This window comes from Salinispora tropica CNB-440 (genome assembly GCF_000016425.1).
Lineage (GTDB): Bacteria > Actinomycetota > Actinomycetes > Mycobacteriales > Micromonosporaceae > Micromonospora > Micromonospora tropica.
Genome location: NC_009380.1, coordinates 1,243,206 through 1,262,337 on the forward strand (window position 1 = coordinate 1,243,206; position 19,132 = coordinate 1,262,337).

Here is a 19,132-nt window from a genome sequence, read left to right on the forward strand (position 1 = left end):
TCACCAACGTGTTATTGGCTCATGCGGCCCTGATCACAGGCGTTCCCTGGGTGGTGATCCCGGCGTCGCTGAATGCCCGCAGTGCCTCGTCAGCCGTTTCGGGCCCGATGGCGGCGGTCAGGTCCAGTCGGACGGTGGTCCGGAACCCCTCCTCGGCGGCGTCCAGGGCGGTGGCCCGGACACAGAAGTCGGTGGCGAGCCCGACGATCTCCACCTGGTCGACATCGTGCCGCCGGAGCCAGTCGGCCAGGCACTCACCCTGGTCCGTGTGTCCCTCGAAGCCGGAGTACGCGGCGGCGTGCTCGCCCTTGTGGAAGATCACCTCGATTCGCTCGGTGGCAAGATCGGGGTGGAATTCCGAGCCGGGCGTCCCTACCACGCAGTGTGCGGGCCACGAGTCGACAAAGTCTGGTGGGTCGCCGAAGTGCGCCCCGGGATCGATGTGGTAGTCCTTCGTCGCCACCACGTGGTCCCAACGGTCTGGCTCGGTGGTGAGGAGCCGGCTCACACCGGCAGCGACGCTGGCTCCGCCGCCGACGGCGAGTGAACCGCCCTCGCAGAAGTCGTTCTGCACATCCACAATAACCAATGCGTTGCTCATCTGCTGCCCCTTCAGTCGGCCGGTACGACCGTGACCGGAATGGCCGGATCGCCGGCGGAGAGCTTCAATCCCTCCCAGGGGATCGAGATCAGGCACTGCCGCAGGTGCTCCCGTGACTCGTCCAGCGTCGGCTGCGCCGTCACCGCACCCCCCGCGAGGTAGGTGTGTTGCAGTAGCCGGTCGTTGGGCTGCCGCTCCGGCACACCCTGCGGCACGACGACCTCCTCCGTGGCGGTGCCGGTCGGCTTGTGCCGGCGCACCGCCACCTTGCGGCCGCCGATGGTGGCCTTCCGCTCGGAGCGCTTGACCACCGGGCGCCCCTCGACTTCGACGAGCTTGTACACCAGGCTGGCGGTCGGTGCGCCGGAGCCGGTGACGACGGCGGTGCCCGCGCCGTACATGTCCACCGGTTCGGCGGCGAGCGCGGCGATGGCGTACTCGTCGAGGTCGCCGGAGACGATGATCTTCGTCTCGGTGGCACCGAGCGAGTCCAACAGGTCACGGGACTGCTGCGCCATGACCGCCAGGTCGCCGGAGTCGATCCGGATCGCCCGCAGGTCCGGTCCGGCCACCGCGATGGCGTTGCGGATGCCCTGGCCGATGTCGTACGTGTCGACCAGCAGGGTGGTGTCCTTGCCGAGCGTGGCCACCTGGGAGGCGAACGCCGTCTGCTCGTCCTCGTGCAGCAGGGTGAACGCGTGCGCGGCGGTACCCGCGGTGGGAATGCCGTAGCGCTCGCCGGCGGCGAGGTTGGAGGTGAACCGGAAGCCGGCCAGGTAGGCCGCGCGAGCCGCCGCCACCGCCGCTTCCTCGTGCGTCCGTCGGGAGCCCATCTCGATCAGGGCGCGTCCGCGGGCGGCGGTGACCATCCGGGTGGCTGCCGCCGCGGTGGCGCAGTCATGGTTGAGTACCGACAGCACCAGCGTCTCCAGCACGACGCACTCGGCGAACGTGCCCGAGACGGTGAGGATCGGCGACCCGGGGAAGAAGAGCTCCCCCTCGGCGTAACCGTCGATGTCGCCGGTGAAGCGGTAGGCGGTGAGCCACTGCGCGGTGGCGTCGTCCACCACCCCGGTTCGCCGCAGGAAGTCCACCTCCTCCGCATCGAAGCGGAAGTCTCGGATCAGCTCCACCAGGCGACCGGTACCCGCCACGACACCGTAGCGGCGCCCGGTCGGTAACCGCCGGCTGAACACCTCGAACACGCAGCGGCGGTCGGCGGTGCCGTCCCGCAGCGCGGCGCGGACCATGGTCAGCTCGTAGTGGTCGGTCAGCAGCGCGGGGCCCAGGGTGCTCACCCCGATCAGCCTAGAGATCCCGCGCGATCCACGCCGCCGTGGCCCAGGAACATCCGCGGTGCCGGCCGTCACGTCGACGGGGGTCGTGGTGCCCCGACAGCATTGGTCGGCGACCGGTCGGGGTTCCGGTTCCTCGATTCGCCGGATCCGGTGGCACGATGGGGGCATGGCGGCTCCACAGGTTGCACCAGCCGAGACGCCGGACACCGACGAGGTGCCGGCGCCCGACCGACCGTGGGTGACGATCGTTTGGGATGACCCGGTCAACCTGATGGCGTACGTGACCTGGGTCTTTCAGAAGTTGTTCGGCTACAGCCGAGGCCGGGCCGAGCAGCTCATGCTGGACGTACACCACAAGGGCAAGGCGGTCGTGTCCAGCGGTACCCGGGAACGGATGGAGCACGACGCGTCGCAGCTGCACGCGTACGGGCTGTGGGCGACGGTGGATCGGGCGTGAGCATGTTCCAGCGCTGTAGTGGGCACTACGTGGCCACCTTCGCGGTAGACGAGGTTCGGGTTTTACGGAAGGTCGCCACTGAGGTGGTCGGCCTGCTCACCGACGCGTTCGACCACGCCGACCCGGTGGTCGTGCGGCTCTTTCCGGAGGTCTACCCGGACGACGCGGCGGACGCCGCCGAGTTTCGTCGGTACACCGAGGGCGACCTGAAGACGGCGAAGATCGACCAGGCCGGCGCGATCCTCGCGGCGCTGCCCGACGACGCCGGTGGCGAGGTCCGGCTCGACAACGAGGCGGCCGAGGCGTGGTTGCGGGCGCTCAACGATGCCCGGCTGGCGATGGGCGTCCGGCTGGAGATCCGGGACAGCACCGACCTCGGCGCAGAGCTCGATGACGCGGTAGCCGCGGACCCGGGGTCCAGTCGGATGTTCCAACTGTCGGTCTACGCGTACCTGGGCTACTTGCAGGAGTCCCTGCTCAGCGCATTGATCGACTGATTCGTGACCGCCGCCACCTCGCCGGCCAGCACCGGCAGACGCTACGCTGGTCGGCGTGCTGAGTATCGACCGGGCGATTGTTGACGCGATCGTCGCCCACGCCCGTCGGGACCACCCCGACGAGGCGTGTGGCGTGGTCGCCGGTCCCGCTGGTAGCGACACTGCCACTCGGCACATCCCGATGGAGAACGCCGCCCGTTCCATGACGTTCTACGAGTTCGACTCGATGGAGCATCTGCGGGTGTGGCGGGAGATGGACGACCGGGACGAGGTGCCCGTCGTCATCTACCACTCGCACACCGCGACCGAGGCGTACCCATCGCGCACCGACGTCTCCTTCGCCGGTGAGCCCGACGCGCACTACCTGCTCGTCTCCACCCGTGAGCCCGACTCCGAGGAGATTCGCTCCTTCCGGATCGTGGATGGCGTGGTTACTGAGGAGAAGGTCCGCATCCTGGACGCCGGGGTGGACCCGCACGCCGTGCAGTCCTACATGTTCGGGCAGAGCCCGGCGACGGTCGACTACGAGTGTTCTGGCCGCTGATCCCAGCGCAGTAACGCCCACCACGTCCCGTCACCATTTCGGCATTCCCGACAAAGGAGCATCGCATCATGGCGATCGAAGTTCGCATCCCCACCATCCTGCGCAGTCACACCGGCGGCGCGAAGATCGTCGAGGGCGCCGGCGACACGCTGGGCGACCTCTTCGCCGACCTGGACAACCGGCACGACGGGTTGAAGGGCCGCCTGGTGACCGACACGGGCGCGCTGCACCGGTTCGTGAACGTCTACATCAACGACGAGGACGTCCGCTTCCTGGGTGCGCTGGAGGCCAAGCTCAACGACGGCGACAGCGTGACCATCCTGCCGGCCGTCGCGGGTGGGGCCCTCGGCTTCGCCGCGGTGGCCGCCACCCGCGGCCTGCGTGCCGGGTCACTCCCCGTCCGCTGAGGGCGGTCCCGGTGGCGCGCTACGAAAGTCTGCTGGACGCCTCTGGCGGAACGCCCCTGGTCGGGCTGCCCCGGCTCGCGCCGGCAGTGCCCGATGGGGCGCCGCCGGTGCGGCTCTGGGCGAAGCTCGAGGACCGCAACCCGACCGGCAGCGTCAAGGACCGGGCCGCGCTGTTCATGGTCCGCGCGGCCGAGGAGGAGGGCCGGCTCCGGCCGGGTGCCACGATCTTCGAGCCCACCAGTGGGAACACCGGTATCGCGTTGGCCATGGTGGCGAAGCTGCGCGGGTACCGACTGGTCTGTGTGCTACCGGAGAACGTCTCTACCGAACGGGTGCAGCTGCTGCGCATGTATGGTGCGGAGATCATCTTCTCGCCCGCGGCGGGCGGCTCGAACCAGGCCGTCGTCACCGCCAAGCAGATCGCCGCCGAGCACCCCGACTGGGTGCTGCTGTACCAGTACGGAAACGAGGCCAACGCGAGGGCTCACTACCTGACCACCGGCCCGGAACTGCTCCAGGACCTACCCACGATCACCCATTTCGTGGCCGGTCTCGGCACCACGGGAACGCTGATGGGTACCGGCCGGTACCTGCGCGAGAAGGTGGAGGGTGTCCAGGTCGTGGCCGCCGAGCCGCGCTACGGCGAGCTGGTGTACGGGTTGCGCAACATCGACGAGGGGTACGTCCCGGAACTGTACGACGCCTCGGTGCTGAGTCGGCGCTTCTCGGTCGGCACCCGGGACGCCGTGCTGCGGACCCGTCAGCTGATCGAGGTGGAGGGACTCTTCGCCGGGCTCTCCACCGGTGCGATCCTGCACGCGGCGCTGGCGGTGGCGCACGAGGCGGTCCGGGAGGGGCGCCGCGCCGACGTGGCCTTCGTGGTCGCCGACGCTGGCTGGAAGTACCTCTCGACCGGAGCGTACGACGGCACTCTCGCCGAGGCTGAAGAGGCGCTGGAGGGGCAGCTCTGGGCCTGACCGGCCGACTGGGACGGTGTCACGTTCGTGACACCTTTCCGGGGATGATTCATGGGTTCGGGTAGCCGGGCGTAGGCTGCGCAGCGTGGCGCACACGGCGGTTGGAATGATGCTCTGCGAAGAGGCAACCGGCCCGGACACTGCAGAACGCGACAGTGAGACGACTCAATGCGACTGACGGTGTTGGGTTGCGCCGGGACTTTTCCCGGCCCGGACTCCCCCTGCTCGGCCTACCTGGTCGAGGCCGCGGGCTTCCGACTCCTGGTCGACTTCGGCTCCGGGTCGCTGTCGACCCTCCAGCGTTACGCGGGCCTGCACGCTCCCGACGCCGTCCTCCTCACCCACCTCCACGGTGACCACTTCCTCGACGCCGCGATCTACGTGGTGGTCCGCCGGTACGCCCCGGAGGGCCCCTATCCACCGCTGCCGGTGTACGCCCCGGAGGGCGCATCGGAGCGGCTCGCCGCCCTCGGTGGAGTGCAGGACGGGACCCTCGAGGATGTGTACCAGTTCTCCACCCTGACACCGGGGACCTTCCCGATCGGCCCGCTGACCGTCACCGTCGACCGGGTCAACCACCCGATCGAGACGTATGGGGTCCGGCTGGAACACAACGGTCGGCTGCTCTGCTACTCCTCTGACACCGCCCCCTGCGACGCGCTGCTCAAACTGGCCCAGGGAGCCGACGTGTTTCTCTGCGAGGCGAGCTACCTGGACGGCGTGGACAACCCGCCGGACCTTCACCTGACCGGCGGGGAGGCCGGCGAAGTCGCCACCAAGGCCGGCGTCGGCCGGCTGCTGCTGACCCACCTCGTGGCGGCCTGGGGCAGCGAGGCGCGCACCGTCGCGTCCGCCGCCGCTGCCTACGCCGGTCCGCTCGAGGTGGTCCGGCCGGGTGCGCGCTACGAGGTCTGAGCGGCCCGGGGGGACCCCGAGTTCCGGGGCCCGAACTGACCGGGACACCCCGGGGCGGCCGGCCCCCGCCACCACATAGGGTGCAGACATGGCGCGACCTGACGGGCGGCTGCCCGACCACCTCCGACCGGTGACCCTGACCCGCGGCTGGAGCACCCATCCCGAAGGCTCTGTGCTGGTGGAGTTCGGCGCCACCCGGGTGCTCTGTACCGCGAGCGTCACCGAGGGGGTGCCCCGCTGGCGCAAGGGCTCCGGGCTTGGCTGGGTCACCGCCGAGTACGCGATGCTGCCCCGCGCCACCAACACCCGCTCGGACCGGGAGAGTGTCAAGGGGCGGGTCGGTGGGCGTACCCACGAGATCTCCCGGCTGATCGGTCGTAGCCTGCGCGCGTCGATCGACCTGAAGGCACTGGGCGAGAACTCCATCGTGCTCGACTGCGACGTGCTCCAGGCCGACGGCGGCACCCGCACCGCCGCGATCACCGGCGCGTACGTGGCGCTGCACGACGCGGTGACCTGGCTCGCCGCCCGTCGCTCCCTCGCCGGTCGGCCGGAGACGGTGATGCACCGCTCGGTCGCGGCGGTGAGTGTCGGTGTCGTCGCCGGTGAGCCGCGGCTGGACCTCAACTACGCTGAGGACGCGTCCGCCGAGGTCGACCTGAACGTGGTCTGCACCGGCGCCGGTGACTTCGTCGAGGTGCAGGGCACCGGTGAGGCGGGCGTCTTCAGCCGCGGACAGCTCGACGCCCTACTCGACCTGGCCGTCGCCGGCTGTGTGGAGTTGGCCGAAGCCCAGCGGAAGGCGCTCTCGTGAGGGCGGGTCCGCTGCTGGACCCCGCGGTCGTGAACGAAGGTGACTCAGCATGAACAAGGTCCTGCTCGCCACCCGGAACCGGAAGAAGCTCATCGAGCTGCAACGCATCCTCGACGGCGCCCTGGGCGCGCACCGGATCGCCCTGATAGGCCTCGACGATGTCGAGGCCTATCCGGAGCTGCCGGAGACCGGCCTGACGTTCGGTGAGAATGCCTTGATCAAGGCTCGGGAGGGGTGCCGACGCACCGGGTTGCCCACCATCGCTGACGACTCCGGCCTGGCGGTGGAGGCGCTCAACGGCATGCCCGGTGTCTTCAGTGCCCGATGGGCCGGCCAACATGGTGACGACCACGCCAACCTTCAGCTGGTCCTGAACCAGATCGCCGACGTGCCGGACGAGCATCGGGGGGCGTCCTTCGTCTGCACGGTGGCCCTGGCGCTGCCCGGTGGCAAGGAGCACCTGGTCGACGGCCGACAGGCCGGTCGCCTCCTGCGGGAGCCGCACGGCGACGGCGGCTTCGGCTACGACCCGATCTTTAGAGGCGATGGGCAGGACCGTACGAACGCCGAGCTGACGCCGGCGGAGAAGGACGCGATCAGCCACCGCGGCAAGGCGCTGCGCGAGCTGGCGAAGCTGGTTGCCAAGGTGCTGCCGCCGGCCTGACCGGTCGCGGTGCGCCGAGATCGGCCCACCCGTCGTCACGCGGCGACGCGCTCGGGCAGCAGCTACCGAACTCGGCAGCCGCTGCCCGGCGCGGACGAGCAGGAGGTCAGGCCAGCGTTCCGACCTCGCGTTCGATCGCGGCCCGAAGCTCCGGGCCGGCAACCACCTCACGGGCGGCCTCCAGCACCGGAGCAAGGAAGATGTCCGGGCCGGGCTCCCCGGCGGCCCCGGTCAACGCGGCGATGGCGGCGCGTCCGGCCGGCGACGGTTGTAGCGGCGCCCGCAGCTGGAGCCCGCGGACCGCGGCGAGCAGCTCGACCGCGAGCAGACTGGTTAGGTTGTCCAGGACGGTCCGTAGCTTCTTGGTCGCCGCCCAGCCCATCGACACGTGGTCTTCCTGCATGCCGCTGGTGGGCAGGGAGTCCACCGAGGCGGGGGCGGCGAGCCGGCGGTTCTCCGCGACGATGCCGGCCGCCGTGTACTGGGCGATCATCAGTCCGGAGTTGACCCCGGCGTCGGGGGAGAGGAAGGCCGGTAGGTCCCGGGAGCGGGTCACGTCGAGCAGGCGGTCCACCCGCCGCTCGGCGATCGCGCCGACCTCGGCGGCGGCGACGGCGAGGAAGTCCGCGGCGAAGCCGAGCGGGGCGCCGTGGAAGTTCCCGGTCGACTCGACCCGGCCGTCCAGCAGGACCACCGGATTGTCCACCACCGAGATCAGTTCCCGGCCTGCCACCTGTCGGGCGAAGTCCAGGGTGTCCCGGGCCGCGCCGGCGACCTGCGGCGCGCACCGCATCGAGTACGCGTCCTGCACCGCGTGCACCACGTCGTCGCGGTGCGACTCCATCACCGCCGAGTCCTGGAGCAGACGGTGGATGTTGGCCGCCGAGGCGGCCTGACCGGGGTGCGGCCGGATCGTGTGCAACTCGGGCCGGAACGGCCGGTCCGAGCCGAGCATCGCCTCGACGGCCAGGGCGGCCGTCACATCGGCCAGAGTAAACAGGTGTGCGGCGTCGTCGCTTGCCATCAGCAGCATGCCGAGCATTCCGTCGGTGCCGTTGATCAGTGCCAGCCCTTCCTTGGCGGCCAGCTCGATCGGCGGGAGACCGGCCCGGCGTAGCGCCTCGCTGGCCGGAATCCGGTCGCCGGCCGCGCCCAGCACCCAGCCCTCGCCGAGTAGCGCCAGCGCGCAGTGCGCCAGCGGCGCCAGGTCACCAGAGGCCCCCAGCGACCCGTGCTCGGGCACCCACGGGGTGACATCGTGGTTGAGCAGGTCCACCAGCGCGTTGGCAACCAACGGCCGGACCCCGGAGCGGCCGAATGCGAGGGAACGGACACGCAGCAGCATCATCGCCCGCACCACCTCGCGCGGCATGGCGGTTCCCACCCCGGCGGCGTGCGAACGGATCAGTGCGTGCTGTAGCTCCGCCCGCCGTTGTGGGGCGACGAAGGTGTTGGCGAGGGCTCCGAAGCCGGTGCTCACGCCATACACCGGCTGGCCGGCGGCCTCGATACCGTCCACGACGGACCGGCTGGCGGTCATCGCGTCGATCGCTGCCGGGTCGAGGACGACCTTGGCGTTGCCGCGGGCGACGGCGAGCACGTCGGCGGGGGTGACCCCGGTTGGCTGAATGACTACGGTCGACATTGCGGTACTCCGTTGTGCAGGACCTGACGGATCAGTGGGATCCCCGGCCGGTAGGCCAGGTGCAGGTGGGACGGGGCGTCGAGGATCATCAGGTCGGCCTGGGAGCCGGGCGCCAGCCGGCCCACGTCGGTGCGGCGTAGCGCCGCGGCGCCGCCGGCGGTCGCCGCCCAGACCGCCTCGGAGGGGCTCATCCGCATCTCCCGTACGGCGAGCGCGATGCAGAACGGCACCGAGGAGGTGTACGACGATCCGGGGTTGCAGTCGGTGGCCAGCGCCACGGTCACGCCCGCGTCGAGCAGCCGCCGGGCATCCGGGTAGGGCGAGCGGGTGGAGAACTCCGCCCCCGGCAGCAGCGTGGCGACGGTCGCGCCGTCGGCCCCGGCGAGCGCGTCGACGTCGGCGTCGGTGAGGTGGGTGCAGTGGTCGACACTGGCCACCCCCAGCTCCACTCCGAGCTGGACCCCCGGGCCCGGGCCGAGCTGGTTGGCGTGCAGCCGGGTGCCCAGCCCGGCGGCCTGCCCACGGGTCAGGATCGCGCGAGTGTGGTCGGCGTCGAAGGCGCCCCGCTCACAGAAGACGTCCACCCAGCGGGCATACGGCGCGGCGGCGGCCAGCATCGGGCCGCAGACCAGGTCGACGTAGTCGTCCGGCCGGTCGGCGTACTCGGCGGGGACGAGGTGCGCCCCGAGGAACGTGGTCTCCGAGCTCACCTCGGCGGCGATCCGCAGCGAGCGGGCCTCGTCGACGACGGTGAGGCCGTACCCGCTCTTGATCTCGATGGTGGTGGTGCCCTGCCGCAGCGCCTCCGCGTGTAGCCGGTGGGCCGTGGCGCGTAGCTCGTCGTCGGTGGCGGCCCGGGTCGCGCCGACCGTGGTGCGGATACCGCCGCCGGTGTACGGCTGGCCGGCCATCCGGGCGGCGAACTCGACGGCCCGGTCCCCGGCGAAGACCAGGTGGGCGTGGCTGTCCACGAAGCCGGGTAGCACGGCCGCCGACTCGGCGTCGATGCGTCGGTCGGCGGCGGGTGCACTCCCGTTCGGGCCGACCCAGGCCACCACGCCGTCCTCGACGAGCACGGCGGCGTCGCGGTGGATGCCCAGCGGCCCCTCGCCGGCAGCGGTGTTCGTGACCAGTTCTCCGATGTTGTCCAGCAGCAGACTGCTCATGGCGTACCGGTCACCTCCGCGATCGACGTGGCCAGCTCGGTGGGGACGTCGACGGTGCAGTGCAGTCCGTCCTGGACCACCACCTGGCCGTCCACCACCACCTGGCGGACATCCGCCGCGGTGGCGGCGAAGAACGCGCCGGCTGCCGGTACGCCCGCGGTCCGCGGGCTGTCCAGCCGGAGGGTGACCAGGTCGGCCCGGTCGCCGACGGCCAGCCGGCCGGCGTCGCCCCAGCCGAGGGCGACGTGCCCGGCGACGGTGGCCGCGGTGACCAGCTCGCCGGCGGTGAAGTGGCCGCGTTGCCGGGTGCGCAGGCGCTCATCCAGCTCCACCGCGCGCGCCTCCTCGAAAAGGTCCACCACCGCGTGGCTGTCGCTGCCGAGGCTCAGCGGGGTGCCGGCGTTGGCCATCCGGCGGGCCGGTCCGATCCCGTCGGCGAGGTCCCGCTCGGTGGTGGGGCAGAGACAGACCCCGGTGTTGCTCTCCCCGAGCAGGGCCACGTCCGAGCTGGTGGGGTGGGTGGCGTGCACGGCGGTGGTGTGCTGGTCGAGGACGCCCCGGTCGGCCAGCAGGCGGGTGGGGGTGCAGCCGTGCGCGGCCCGGCAGGCGTCGTTCTCGGCCGGCTGCTCGGAGAGGTGCACGTGCAGCGGGACGCCCCGCTCCTGCGCCGAGCCGGCCACCGTCGCCAGTTGGTCGGCGGGCACGGCGCGTACCGAGTGGATCGCCGCGCCGACCCGTACGTGCGCCTCGGTGGGGGCGAACGCCGCCGCCCGCTCCGCCCAGCGCAGGGCGTCACCGTCGCCGAAGCGTCGCTGCGGCCCGGCCAGCGGATCGCCGGTGACGGTGGCGGTCAGGTAGCAGGCGTCCAGCAGGGTCAGCCGGATCCCGGCGTGCGCTGCCGCCTCGACCAGGGCGGCCCCCATCGCGTTCGGGTCCGCGTACGGGGTGCCGTCCGGGCCGTGGTGCAGGTAGTGGAACTCGCCGACGCAGGTGACGCCGGCCAGCGCCATCTCCGCGTACCCGGCGCGGGCGAGCGCGAGGTAGCTCTCCGGGTCCAGCCGGGCGGCCACCTCGTACATTCGGTCCCGCCAGGTCCAGAAGTCGCCGCGACCGCCGTGGGTGCGGCCGCGCAACGCGCGGTGGAAGGCGTGCGAGTGCGCGTTGGCCAGCCCCGGCAGGGTCAGCCCGGGCAGGCGGACCGCGTCGGCGAGGACCTCGATCCCGGTGGTCGGCCGGCTTTCGGGCGCGAGCGGGGTCACCCCGGTGATCCGGCCGGCAGCGGTCTCGATCAGCACGTCCGGGGTCGGCTCGGGCTGCTCGGGGAGCCACGCGTACTCGGCGAGCCAGCGGGTCACGTCAGCTCCTCCAACGCGGCGGCGAGGGCCTGCACCCCGGCCGCGCAGTCGTCGTCGTTCGCCGACTCCGCGGGGGAGTGCGAGACCCCGGTGGGGTTACGGACGAAGAGCATCGCGGTGGGCAGGTGTCCGGCCAGCACGCCGGCGTCGTGCCCAGCACCGGTCGGCAGCACCGGCGCGTCGAGCAGCCGGGCGAGCCGGTCGGCCAGCCCGCCGTCGAACGCGACGAGGGGCGTGGCCGACTCCTCGGTCAGCCGCAACCCGGTGCCGTCGCGTCGGGCCCGCTCCGAAGCCCGGTCGTGGACGGCCTCGACCAGCCCGGCGAGGGTCTCCGGTTCGGCGGCGCGGGCGTCCAGCCAGCCGGTCACCTGGGACGGGATGGCGTTGGTGGCGTTCGGCTCCACCCGTACCCGGCCAATCGTGGCGTGGGCGCCGAGCCGCCGGGCCTCCTTGTTGGCGGCGAGCACCGTGAACGCGTACGTGAGCATGGGGTCGCGGCGGTCCGTCATCCGGGTCGTACCCGCGTGGTTGCCCTCGCCGGTGAAGTCGAAACGCCACCGGCCGTGTGGCCAGATCGCGCTCGCGACGGCGACCGGTGCGGCCTGCTCGACCAGGGCGCGGCCCTGCTCGACGTGGAGCTCGACGAAGGCGGCGAAGCGGCCGAGCAGCTCCGGCCGGGCACCGGCCGGCGAGCCGCCCAGCGCCTCGGCGAAACTCACCCCGGCCGGGTCGTGCAGCTCGGCCGCCCGTTCGGCCGGCAGCGCGCCGGTGAGCAGCCGAGACCCCAGGCACGGTACGCCGAACCGGGCACCCTCCTCCTCCACGAAGGCCGCGACCGCGATGGGACGGGTCGGGGTGGCGCCCGCGGCGCGTAGCTCGTCCACGGCGAGGAAGGCGCTGACGATGCCGAGCGGCCCGTCGTACGCCCCGCCGTGCGGTACCGAGTCGAAGTGGCTGCCGGTGAGCACCGCGTTCCCGGCCTCCGGGGCGCCCCACCAGGCGAAGAGGTTGCCGTTGCCGTCGTCGGTCACCGGCATGTCGCGCTGGTCGGCCTGGGCGCGGAACCACTCCCGCAGCCGTAGCTCCGGCTCGGTCAGCGCGTACCGCAGGTATCCGCCGCTACGGTCGTCCCGGCCGATCGGCGCGATCTCGTCCCAGAGCCGCCGGAACCTGCGGGGAAGGGAGCCTTCCACCACCGGATGCGTCAACACGGAGCTCTCCTCACGACTTCGCCATCGGGATGTGCAGGCCGGTCCGCTCGGCGACCTGCCGGGCGTCGTCGTAGCCGGCGTCAACGTGCCGGACGACGCCCATGGCCGGGTCGTTGGTCAGGACTCGTTCGATCTTCTGCCCGGCGAGGGCGCTGCCGTCGGCGACGCAGACCTGGCCGGCGTGGATGGAGCGGCCGATCCCGACCCCGCCGCCGTGGTGCAGGGAGACCCAGGAGGCCCCGCTGGCGGTGTTGACCAGGGCGTTGAGCAGCGGCCAGTCGGCGATGGCGTCGGAGCCGTCGGCCATCGCCTCGGTCTCCCGGTACGGGCTGGCGACGCTACCGCAGTCCAGGTGATCCCGGCCGATGACCACCGGCGCGGAGAGCTCTCCGGCGGCGACCATCTCGTTGAACCGTACCCCGGCCCGGTCCCGTTCGCCGTAGCCGAGCCAGCAGATCCGGGCCGGCAGCCCCTGGAACGCCACCCGTTCGCCGGCCATCCGGATCCAACGGGCCAGCTGCTCGTTCTCCGGGAAGAGTTCGAGAATGGCCCGGTCGGTGGCGGCGATGTCGGCCGGGTCGCCGGAGAGCGCCGCCCACCGGAACGGGCCCTTACCCGCGCAGAACAGCGGCCGGATGTAGGCGGGCACGAATCCCGGGAAGTCGAAGGCGCGCGCGTAGCCACCGAGCTGGGCCTCGCCGCGGATCGAGTTGCCGTAGTCGAACACCTCGGCGCCCGCGTCGAGGAAGCCGACCATCGCCTCGACGTGTCGGGCCATCGACGCGCGGGCGCGGTCGGTGAACTCGGCCGGCTTGGCCGCCGCGTAGTCGCGGGCGTCGGCCAGCTCAACCCCCTCCGGCAGGTACGACAGTGGGTCGTGGGCGCTGGTCTGGTCGGTGACCACGTCCACCGGGATGCCTCGGCGCAGCAGCTCGGGGAAGAGGGTGGCCGCGTTGCCGACCACGCCGATGCTGCGCGCCCGCCGTTCGTTCCGCGCGGCGGTTGCCCGCTGTACCGCGTCGTCGAGTGAGTCGGCGACCTCGTCCAGGTAGCGCTCGCGTACCCGGCGTTCGAGGCGGGACCGGTCTACATCCACGATCAGGCAGGCGCCGCTGTTCATGGTCACCGCGAGCGGCTGGGCCCCGCCCATCCCACCGCAGCCGGCGGTCAGGGTCAGCGTCCCGGCCAGCGACCCGCCGAACCGCTTCGCGGCGACGGCCGCGAACGTTTCGTAGGTGCCCTGAAGGATGCCCTGGGTGCCGATGTAGATCCACGATCCGGCGGTCATCTGCCCGTACATGGTCAGGCCGAGCTGCTCCAGCCGGCGGAACTCCGGCCAGGTCGCCCAGTCGCCGACCAGATTGGAGTTGGCCAGCAGCACCCGCGGTGCCCACTCGTGGGTCCGCATCACCGCGACCGGCCGGCCGGACTGCACCAGCATCGTCTCGTCATCGCGCAGGTCGGTGAGGGTGTTCAGTAGCGCGTGGTACGACGGCCAGTCCCGCGCGGCCTTCCCGGTCCCGCCGTAGACGACCAGGTCCTCGGGGCGTTCGGCCACCTCCGGGTCGAGGTTGTTCATCAGCATCCGCCGTGCGGCTTCCTGGGGCCAGCCCCGGGCGGTGGGGGTGGTGCCACGCGCGGCGCGGATCGGCTGGGTCATGAGGAACCTCCTAACCGAGGAACAACTGACGACGGGCGGCGGAGGCTTCGAACGCCTCCAGCCGCCGTTGGGTTTGCACGGGTGCGGCGTCGCAGATCGCCTGGAGCAGCACCATGGCCAGGGTCATCGGTGCGGTGTGCAGGTCGAACACGAGTTGAGCGCCGACGGCGGCGGGCAGCACCACGTCGGCGTGTTCGCCGGCTGGGCTGACCGGCGAGTCGGTGATGGTGACGACGGTCAGGCCCGCCGTTCGGGCTTCCCGCAGGGCGTCGAGGGCCTCCCGGGGGTAGCGGGGCAGCACGAGGGCGAGCAGGGCGGTCGCACCGGCCTCGGCGGCCTGTTCGATCCGGTCGGTGAGCAGGCTGCCGCCGTCGTCGAGGACCCGTACGTCCGGGAGTACCTTGGCGGCGAAGTAGGCGAAGTAGGCGGCCAGCGGCGCGGCGGCACGGAGGCCGAGCACCGGCAGCGGGTGGCTGGCGGCGAGGACCCGGCCGGCGGCGGCGACGCGGTCCCGGTCGGCGAACTGGTCGGCGAGTCGGTCCAGGTTCTCGATCTCGGCGCGTACCGCCTGCTGGAGTTCGTTGTCCGGGTTCGGTCGCCCGCCGCGGGGTGCCGCGGTCAGCTCCCGGAGGTGGCGGCGCAGGGCGGGGTAGCCGTCGTGGCCGAGGGCCATCGCGAAGCGGGTCACCGAGGGCTGGCTCACCCCGGCCAGCTCGGCGACCTCCGCCGCCGACAGGTACGCCACCGCCGGGCCCTGCTGGACGAGGCAGTGCGCGATCCGTCGCTGCGTCGGGGTGAGCCGAACCCCGCGGAACAGGTCCAGCACCCGGTCACCCGGGGGCACGACGGATCCGTTATTCATGTTTCGACCCTATGCATAGAAACTTTCATCGGCAACCGGACTGCTGCGGCCGGCGAAGAGCGGGGCACGAGTGGCAGGGTGAGCCGATGCGGCTGAGCGCTATTCACACCTACCCCGTCAAGGGGTGTCGGCGGCGGGACCACGATGTCGCCCCGGTGCTGCCCTGGGGCCTGGCCGGCGACCGGCGCTGGATGCTCGTGGACGCGGCGGGCATCGGCATCACCCAACGCGAGGTCAGCGGCCTCGTCGCGCTGCGCGCGGTGGCCCACGCCGGCGGTCTCACCCTGCGTGCCGCCGGCCACCCCGACCTCGACGTCCCGGAACCGGTCGACGGTGTCCCGATCGTCGTCCGCACCTTCCGCAGCCGCAAGCTGGGCGTGTGGGCGCACGCCGCTGGTTCGACCGCCCAGACCTGGGTCAGCCGGTTGCTCGGCCGCCCGGCCCGCCTGGTGTGGCTGGCCCGGCCAGCCCGACACATCCCCGCAGCCGACCGCGAGCAGGACCCGGGTGGCCAGGTCACCTTCGCCGACGAGTACCCGATTCTGCTCAGCAGCACCGGCTCGCTCGATGAGCTCAACAGGTGGCTGGCAGAGGCCGGCGAGCCGCCTGTGCCGATGACCCGCTTCCGCCCGAACCTCGTGGTCACCGGAGCGCCGGCCTGGGCGGAGGACGGCTGGGCCGCCCGCCTGGTGCGGATCGGTGGTGTCACCTTCCGCGCCGCCGGCCTGGCTGGCCGTTGCGTGGTCACCACAGTGGACCAGGAGACCGGTGTGCGCGGGAAGGAGCCGCTGGTCACGCTCGGCCGCTACCGCAGGGTGCGGCAGAAGCTCCGCTTCGGGCTGCACATGGTGCCCGTCGAGACCGGCCGGGTCGCCGTCGGTGACGAGGTTGTGCTCGCCGACTGACCGCGGCGGGTTCGGCCCCACGGATCCCCCGGGCCGCCGCTTATCACCCAGGCCGTTGGCCGTCCCCTGGGCCGTCGTTTGTCACCGGGGCCGGTCGGTGCTCAGGTCGAGCCACATGAAGAGCTCGTCCCGATCATCCCCCGCCCCCACCCGCAGCGCGCCCGGCAGCCGTCCCACCTCGCGGTAGCCGAGATGCCGGTAGAAACGGTCCAGCCCCAACCCGTCCCGGACGGTGACCTGGAGCGCGACCAGCCCCAGCCGGCGGCCGATCCGCTCCGCCTCGCGCATCAGGTCCAGGCCGTAGCCCTCGCCCTGACAGTCCGGGTGAATCATGACCCGGGTCAGGACCCGGTAGTGGGTCTTCAGGTGAAACCGGTTGTCGGTGAAGATCGCCATCGCGGCGAGCTGGCCGCCCACGTAGCCGAGTAGCAACCGGTCCGGGCCGTCGGTGACCGCCGCCAGGGTCGGGTCGGCGATGCTCCGCACGTCGGCGGCGGTGACCGGCGCGACGAAGCCCACCGCGCCACCGGCGTTGGTGACGTCCACCCAGAGCGCGACGATCTCCGCGCGCAGTTCGGGCGTCAGGTCGGGGTCGAGGACGAACCGCAGAGTCACGGTGCTCATCCTGGCCGGTCGGGGTGGACGGCCGCCCGAGATAGTGACGAGCCCGACAGGTCGAATCACGCTAGGGTCCCCTCGTGATCGCCGACCTGCCACCATACGAGTTCGCCTTCCCCGGCCCGTTGCGGGACCAACTGGTCGCCGCGGTGCTCGAGGGGACCAAGACCACCACGACCGGCCTGTGTCAGGACTACGAGATTGACGGTGAGGCGCTACCGGTCGCGGGTGCCCAGGCGGCGGTGGTCGATTCTGCTGGTCGTCGGGTGGCCGTGATCGAGCTGACCGAGGTACGGGTCAGCCGGCTCGGTGACGTGGACCTTGACCACGCCCGGGACGAGGGCGAGGGGTACGACTCGGTCGCCGCCTGGCGGGCGGGCCACGAGAAGTACTGGCACGGCGTGGACTACCGAGGGTGGCTCGGTGATCCGGACTTCACCGTGGACGACGACACGCCGGCTGTGCTGGAGCGGTTCCGGCTGGTGGCGACGCTGTGAACACGGTTGGTGGCGACGCTGTGACCGTTCCTGGTCGCGGACGCCGGGCGGCTCCTGCCGAGCGCCGGTGGTGCGGGAGGGGGGACTCGAACCCCCACGTCCTCTCGGACACAGGCTCCTAAGACCTGCGCGGCTGCCAATTACGCCACTCCCGCTTGCCCGGAAGAGTCTAGAGCCTCCCGTGGCGGGCCCGCGCCCCACCCGGTGGTCGTCTCGATGGACCGGTGGAGACCCACCAGGGGACGCGGGCGCGCGGGCCGTCGGGCGTCGGTTCAGTCCAGGCCGAGGTCGCGACGGAGTTTGGCGACGTGGCCGGTCGCCCGGACGTTGTAGAAGGCCTGCTCGATGCGCCCGTCGGCGTCGATGACGAACGTCGAGCGGATGACCCCGGTGACCGTCTTGCCGTACGACTGCTTCTCGCCGTACGCCCCGTACGCGGTGAGCACCGCCCGGTCGGTGTCGGAGACGAGGGGGAACGTGATGGCGTCCCGTTCGCGGAACGTGGCCAGCTTCTCCGGCTTGTCCGGGGAGATGCCGACGACCTCGTAGCCGGCGGCCTGGAGCGAGGCGAGGGAATCGCGGAAGTCGCAGGCCTGCTTGGTGCAGCCGGGGGTCATCGCGGCCGGGTAGGCGTAGAGCAGCACCTTGCGACCGCGGAGGTCGGCCAGCGCGAGCTGGTCGCCGCTGTCGGTGGGGAGGGTGAAGTCGGGGGCGGTGTCGCCGGGGGAGAGGCGGGCAGGCGCGGTCATGGCTGCGACCCTACCGTCGCGCCGGCTCCCGGTTCGCGTCGGTGACCTCGGTGGCGTGCCGTTCGGTGGTCCGACGACGTGATCGACACCATCTCTTGTTGCAAGGAATTGGCAATAGTTCAGTTCGCCTAATAGTCTGACGCGGCGGCGTGGACGGACCCGCCGAACACGTGGGGAGGTCGCGTGGAGTACCTGGCGATGCACATCTCCAACGGGATCATCAACGGTCCCGTCGCCGCGATCTTCGCGGTGATCGCGCTGGCAGCGATGGCGCTCTGCGTCCAGCGCGGCCGGCAACACCTGGACGATCGACTGGCGCCGATGGCCGGCCTGGTCGCCGCCTTCATCTTCGCCGTGCAGATGCTCAACTTTCCGATCTTCACCGCCGGGGTCAGCGGCCACCTGCTCGGTGGCGCGCTCGCCGCGCTGCTGGTGGGGCCGTGGGTCGGCGCACTCTGCGTGGCCGTGGTGCTGATCGTGCAGGCGCTGGTCTTCGGCGACGGCGGCGTGGCGATGCTCGGTCTCAACATCACCAACATGGCGATCGTCGGCACCGCCGCCGCGTACCTGCTGATCGTCGCACTGCTGCGGGTCCTGCCGCGTACGCCGGCCGGGCTCGCCGTGACGGCGTTCGTCTCGGCCCTGGTCAGCGTCGTGGTGGCGGCCCTGGGCTTCGTCTTCCAGTACCAGCTCGGTGGCGCCGCCGACCTCGGCGACAACATCGCCGGTCTGGCCGGCACGATCGCCGTCTCGCACCTGCTGATCGGCATCGGCGAGGGCCTGATCACCGCGGTGACGGTGCTGACCGTCGCGAAGACCCGACCCGATCTCGTCTACGCGCTGCGCGCCCGCGGACCGGTCGCGTCAGCCCCCGTCCTGGCTGTTGGAGGTGCCCGGTGAGGAAACGGACCTGGGGTTTCGTCGCCAGCGGGCTGCTGGTCTCCCTGCTGCTGGCCGGGGTGGTGAGCGGCTTCGCGTCGGCCCACCCGGACGGGCTGGAGTCCGCGCTGCGGGAGGGCTGCATCGTTGACGCGGAGGGTGCCGTCACCGGCGGCGACTGTCCGGCGCAGCGGGAACAGGAGCACGAGATCGGCGGCCCGTTGGCCGACTACGGCGTCACCGGCATCGCCGACGACACCCTCGCCACCGGGCTCTCCGGTGTTGTCGGCGTGCTGCTGACCTTCGCCCTGGCCGGGGGCGGGTTCTGGCTGGTCCGTCGCCGGGCCGGGCAACCCACCGGGGATGGGGACGCGGCGGCGCAGCCGACCTCCGCCGCCGGAGTGGGCTGAG

Annotated in this window: 22 protein-coding genes and 1 tRNA gene; 12 read left to right on the plus strand and 11 right to left on the minus strand. The window is 71.8% G+C overall.

Annotated elements, in window-relative coordinates; translation table 11 throughout:
- Positions 1 to 19 precede the first annotated feature (19 nt).
- Positions 20 to 601 (minus strand): isochorismatase family protein, encoded by a 582-nt coding sequence (locus STROP_RS05530; RefSeq protein ID WP_011904999.1) that lies wholly within the window; start codon positions 599 to 601, stop codon positions 20 to 22.
- An 11-nt stretch (positions 602 to 612) separates the two neighbouring features.
- A complete protein-coding gene (locus STROP_RS05535; protein WP_011905000.1) occupies positions 613 to 1,899 on the minus strand; it encodes a nicotinate phosphoribosyltransferase in 1,287 nt (428 codons plus the stop codon).
- A 166-nt stretch (positions 1,900 to 2,065) separates the two neighbouring features.
- Here STROP_RS05535 and clpS point away from each other — a divergent pair, with 166 nt between their 5' ends.
- The 8 genes from clpS (at position 2,066) to rdgB (ending at position 7,174) form a co-directional block, all read left to right on the plus strand.
- Positions 2,066 to 2,356: an ATP-dependent Clp protease adapter ClpS gene (clpS, locus tag STROP_RS05540; RefSeq protein ID WP_011905001.1), complete on the plus strand. Its 291-nt coding sequence runs from the start codon at positions 2,066 to 2,068 to the stop codon at positions 2,354 to 2,356.
- Between the two features lie 2 nt (positions 2,357 to 2,358).
- Complete coding sequence (locus tag STROP_RS05545; RefSeq protein WP_011905002.1) at positions 2,359 to 2,853, plus strand: DUF2017 domain-containing protein; 495 nt, start codon at positions 2,359 to 2,361, stop codon at positions 2,851 to 2,853.
- A 55-nt stretch (positions 2,854 to 2,908) separates the two neighbouring features.
- Positions 2,909 to 3,397: a M67 family metallopeptidase gene (locus tag STROP_RS05550; protein WP_011905003.1), complete on the plus strand. Its 489-nt coding sequence runs from the start codon at positions 2,909 to 2,911 to the stop codon at positions 3,395 to 3,397.
- A gap of 68 nt (positions 3,398 to 3,465) precedes the next feature.
- On the plus strand, positions 3,466 to 3,804 hold the full coding sequence (locus STROP_RS05555) for a MoaD/ThiS family protein (protein WP_011905004.1): 339 nt from the start codon (positions 3,466 to 3,468) through the stop codon (positions 3,802 to 3,804).
- An 11-nt stretch (positions 3,805 to 3,815) separates the two neighbouring features.
- Positions 3,816 to 4,781 (plus strand): PLP-dependent cysteine synthase family protein, encoded by a 966-nt coding sequence (locus tag STROP_RS05560; RefSeq protein WP_011905005.1) that lies wholly within the window; start codon positions 3,816 to 3,818, stop codon positions 4,779 to 4,781.
- Between the two features lie 168 nt (positions 4,782 to 4,949).
- Complete coding sequence (locus tag STROP_RS05565; RefSeq protein WP_011905006.1) at positions 4,950 to 5,696, plus strand: MBL fold metallo-hydrolase; 747 nt, start codon at positions 4,950 to 4,952, stop codon at positions 5,694 to 5,696.
- Positions 5,697 to 5,784: 88 nt separating this feature from the next.
- Positions 5,785 to 6,510, plus strand: a complete 726-nt coding sequence (gene rph, locus STROP_RS05570) for a ribonuclease PH (protein ID WP_011905007.1) — start codon at positions 5,785 to 5,787, stop codon at positions 6,508 to 6,510.
- A 49-nt stretch (positions 6,511 to 6,559) separates the two neighbouring features.
- Positions 6,560 to 7,174, plus strand: coding sequence for an RdgB/HAM1 family non-canonical purine NTP pyrophosphatase (gene rdgB / locus STROP_RS05575; RefSeq protein ID WP_011905008.1), 615 nt, complete (start codon positions 6,560 to 6,562; stop codon positions 7,172 to 7,174).
- A gap of 106 nt (positions 7,175 to 7,280) precedes the next feature.
- On the opposite strand, the gene hutH is transcribed toward rdgB, so the two are convergent.
- Genes hutH through STROP_RS05605 form a run of 6 tightly spaced genes read right to left on the minus strand, consistent with a single transcriptional unit; the run spans position 7,281 to position 15,073 of the window.
- Entirely contained in the window at positions 7,281 to 8,819 is a 1,539-nt protein-coding gene (hutH, locus tag STROP_RS05580) for a histidine ammonia-lyase (RefSeq protein ID WP_011905009.1), read from the minus strand.
- Positions 8,807 to 9,985, minus strand: coding sequence for an imidazolonepropionase (hutI, locus tag STROP_RS05585; protein ID WP_011905010.1), 1,179 nt, complete (start codon positions 9,983 to 9,985; stop codon positions 8,807 to 8,809). The genes hutH and hutI overlap by 13 nt, the downstream gene beginning before the upstream one ends.
- On the minus strand, positions 9,982 to 11,340 hold the full coding sequence (locus STROP_RS05590) for a formimidoylglutamate deiminase (RefSeq protein ID WP_011905011.1): 1,359 nt from the start codon (positions 11,338 to 11,340) through the stop codon (positions 9,982 to 9,984). The genes hutI and STROP_RS05590 overlap by 4 nt, the downstream gene beginning before the upstream one ends.
- The gene (locus STROP_RS05595; protein WP_011905012.1) at positions 11,337 to 12,551 is read right to left on the minus strand and encodes an allantoate amidohydrolase; all 1,215 of its coding nucleotides are present in this window, start codon (positions 12,549 to 12,551) and stop codon (positions 11,337 to 11,339) included. Before STROP_RS05595 ends, STROP_RS05590 begins: the two co-directional genes overlap by 4 nt.
- 10 nt (positions 12,552 to 12,561) lie before the next feature.
- A complete protein-coding gene (gene hutU, locus STROP_RS05600) occupies positions 12,562 to 14,211 on the minus strand; it encodes a urocanate hydratase (protein WP_011905013.1) in 1,650 nt (549 codons plus the stop codon).
- Between the two features lie 10 nt (positions 14,212 to 14,221).
- Entirely contained in the window at positions 14,222 to 15,073 is an 852-nt protein-coding gene (locus tag STROP_RS05605; protein WP_011905014.1) for a MurR/RpiR family transcriptional regulator, read from the minus strand.
- An 86-nt stretch (positions 15,074 to 15,159) separates the two neighbouring features.
- On the opposite strand from STROP_RS05605, the gene STROP_RS05610 reads away from it, so the two are divergent.
- Entirely contained in the window at positions 15,160 to 15,978 is an 819-nt protein-coding gene (locus STROP_RS05610; RefSeq protein WP_011905015.1) for an MOSC domain-containing protein, read from the plus strand.
- A gap of 81 nt (positions 15,979 to 16,059) precedes the next feature.
- Here the strand turns inward: STROP_RS05610 and STROP_RS05615 are convergent, their stop codons facing one another.
- Positions 16,060 to 16,593: a GNAT family N-acetyltransferase gene (locus tag STROP_RS05615; protein WP_026274983.1), complete on the minus strand. Its 534-nt coding sequence runs from the start codon at positions 16,591 to 16,593 to the stop codon at positions 16,060 to 16,062.
- Positions 16,594 to 16,676: 83 nt separating this feature from the next.
- On the opposite strand from STROP_RS05615, the gene STROP_RS05620 reads away from it, so the two are divergent.
- On the plus strand, positions 16,677 to 17,093 hold the full coding sequence (locus STROP_RS05620) for an ASCH domain-containing protein (protein ID WP_011905017.1): 417 nt from the start codon (positions 16,677 to 16,679) through the stop codon (positions 17,091 to 17,093).
- Between the two features lie 68 nt (positions 17,094 to 17,161).
- On the opposite strand, the gene STROP_RS05625 is transcribed toward STROP_RS05620, so the two are convergent.
- Both STROP_RS05625 and bcp read right to left on the minus strand, forming a co-directional pair.
- A tRNA-Leu gene (locus STROP_RS05625) sits at positions 17,162 to 17,248 on the minus strand.
- Between the two features lie 117 nt (positions 17,249 to 17,365).
- The gene (gene bcp / locus STROP_RS05630) at positions 17,366 to 17,842 is read right to left on the minus strand and encodes a thioredoxin-dependent thiol peroxidase (RefSeq protein WP_011905018.1); all 477 of its coding nucleotides are present in this window, start codon (positions 17,840 to 17,842) and stop codon (positions 17,366 to 17,368) included.
- Between the two features lie 183 nt (positions 17,843 to 18,025).
- Here bcp and STROP_RS05635 point away from each other — a divergent pair, with 183 nt between their 5' ends.
- Both STROP_RS05635 and STROP_RS05640 read left to right on the plus strand, forming a co-directional pair.
- Entirely contained in the window at positions 18,026 to 18,742 is a 717-nt protein-coding gene (locus STROP_RS05635; protein WP_011905019.1) for an energy-coupling factor ABC transporter permease, read from the plus strand.
- A complete protein-coding gene (locus STROP_RS05640; protein ID WP_011905020.1) occupies positions 18,739 to 19,131 on the plus strand; it encodes a PDGLE domain-containing protein in 393 nt (130 codons plus the stop codon). The genes STROP_RS05635 and STROP_RS05640 overlap by 4 nt, the downstream gene beginning before the upstream one ends.
- Position 19,132 lies beyond the last annotated feature (1 nt).

Excerpts from the sequence above, each read along its gene's own strand:
- STROP_RS05565 (WP_011905006.1), top strand. The coding sequence starts at position 4,950 with ATGCGACTGACGGTGTTGGGTTGCGCCGGGACTTTTCCCGGCCCGGAC.
- STROP_RS05610 (WP_011905015.1), top strand. The coding sequence starts at position 15,160 with ATGCGGCTGAGCGCTATTCACACCTACCCCGTCAAGGGGTGTCGGCGG.
- hutH (WP_011905009.1), bottom strand. The coding sequence starts at position 8,819 with ATGTCGACCGTAGTCATTCAGCCAACCGGGGTCACCCCCGCCGACGTG.
- STROP_RS05530 (WP_011904999.1), bottom strand. The coding sequence starts at position 601 with ATGAGCAACGCATTGGTTATTGTGGATGTGCAGAACGACTTCTGCGAG.
- STROP_RS05545 (WP_011905002.1), top strand. The coding sequence starts at position 2,359 with ATGTTCCAGCGCTGTAGTGGGCACTACGTGGCCACCTTCGCGGTAGAC.
- hutI (WP_011905010.1), bottom strand. The coding sequence starts at position 9,985 with ATGAGCAGTCTGCTGCTGGACAACATCGGAGAACTGGTCACGAACACC.
- hutU (WP_011905013.1), bottom strand. The coding sequence starts at position 14,211 with ATGACCCAGCCGATCCGCGCCGCGCGTGGCACCACCCCCACCGCCCGG.
- STROP_RS05555 (WP_011905004.1), top strand. The coding sequence starts at position 3,466 with ATGGCGATCGAAGTTCGCATCCCCACCATCCTGCGCAGTCACACCGGC.
- clpS (WP_011905001.1), top strand. The coding sequence starts at position 2,066 with ATGGCGGCTCCACAGGTTGCACCAGCCGAGACGCCGGACACCGACGAG.
- rdgB (WP_011905008.1), top strand. The coding sequence starts at position 6,560 with ATGAACAAGGTCCTGCTCGCCACCCGGAACCGGAAGAAGCTCATCGAG.
- bcp (WP_011905018.1), bottom strand. The coding sequence starts at position 17,842 with ATGACCGCGCCTGCCCGCCTCTCCCCCGGCGACACCGCCCCCGACTTC.
- STROP_RS05605 (WP_011905014.1), bottom strand. The coding sequence starts at position 15,073 with ATGAATAACGGATCCGTCGTGCCCCCGGGTGACCGGGTGCTGGACCTG.
- rph (WP_011905007.1), top strand. The coding sequence starts at position 5,785 with ATGGCGCGACCTGACGGGCGGCTGCCCGACCACCTCCGACCGGTGACC.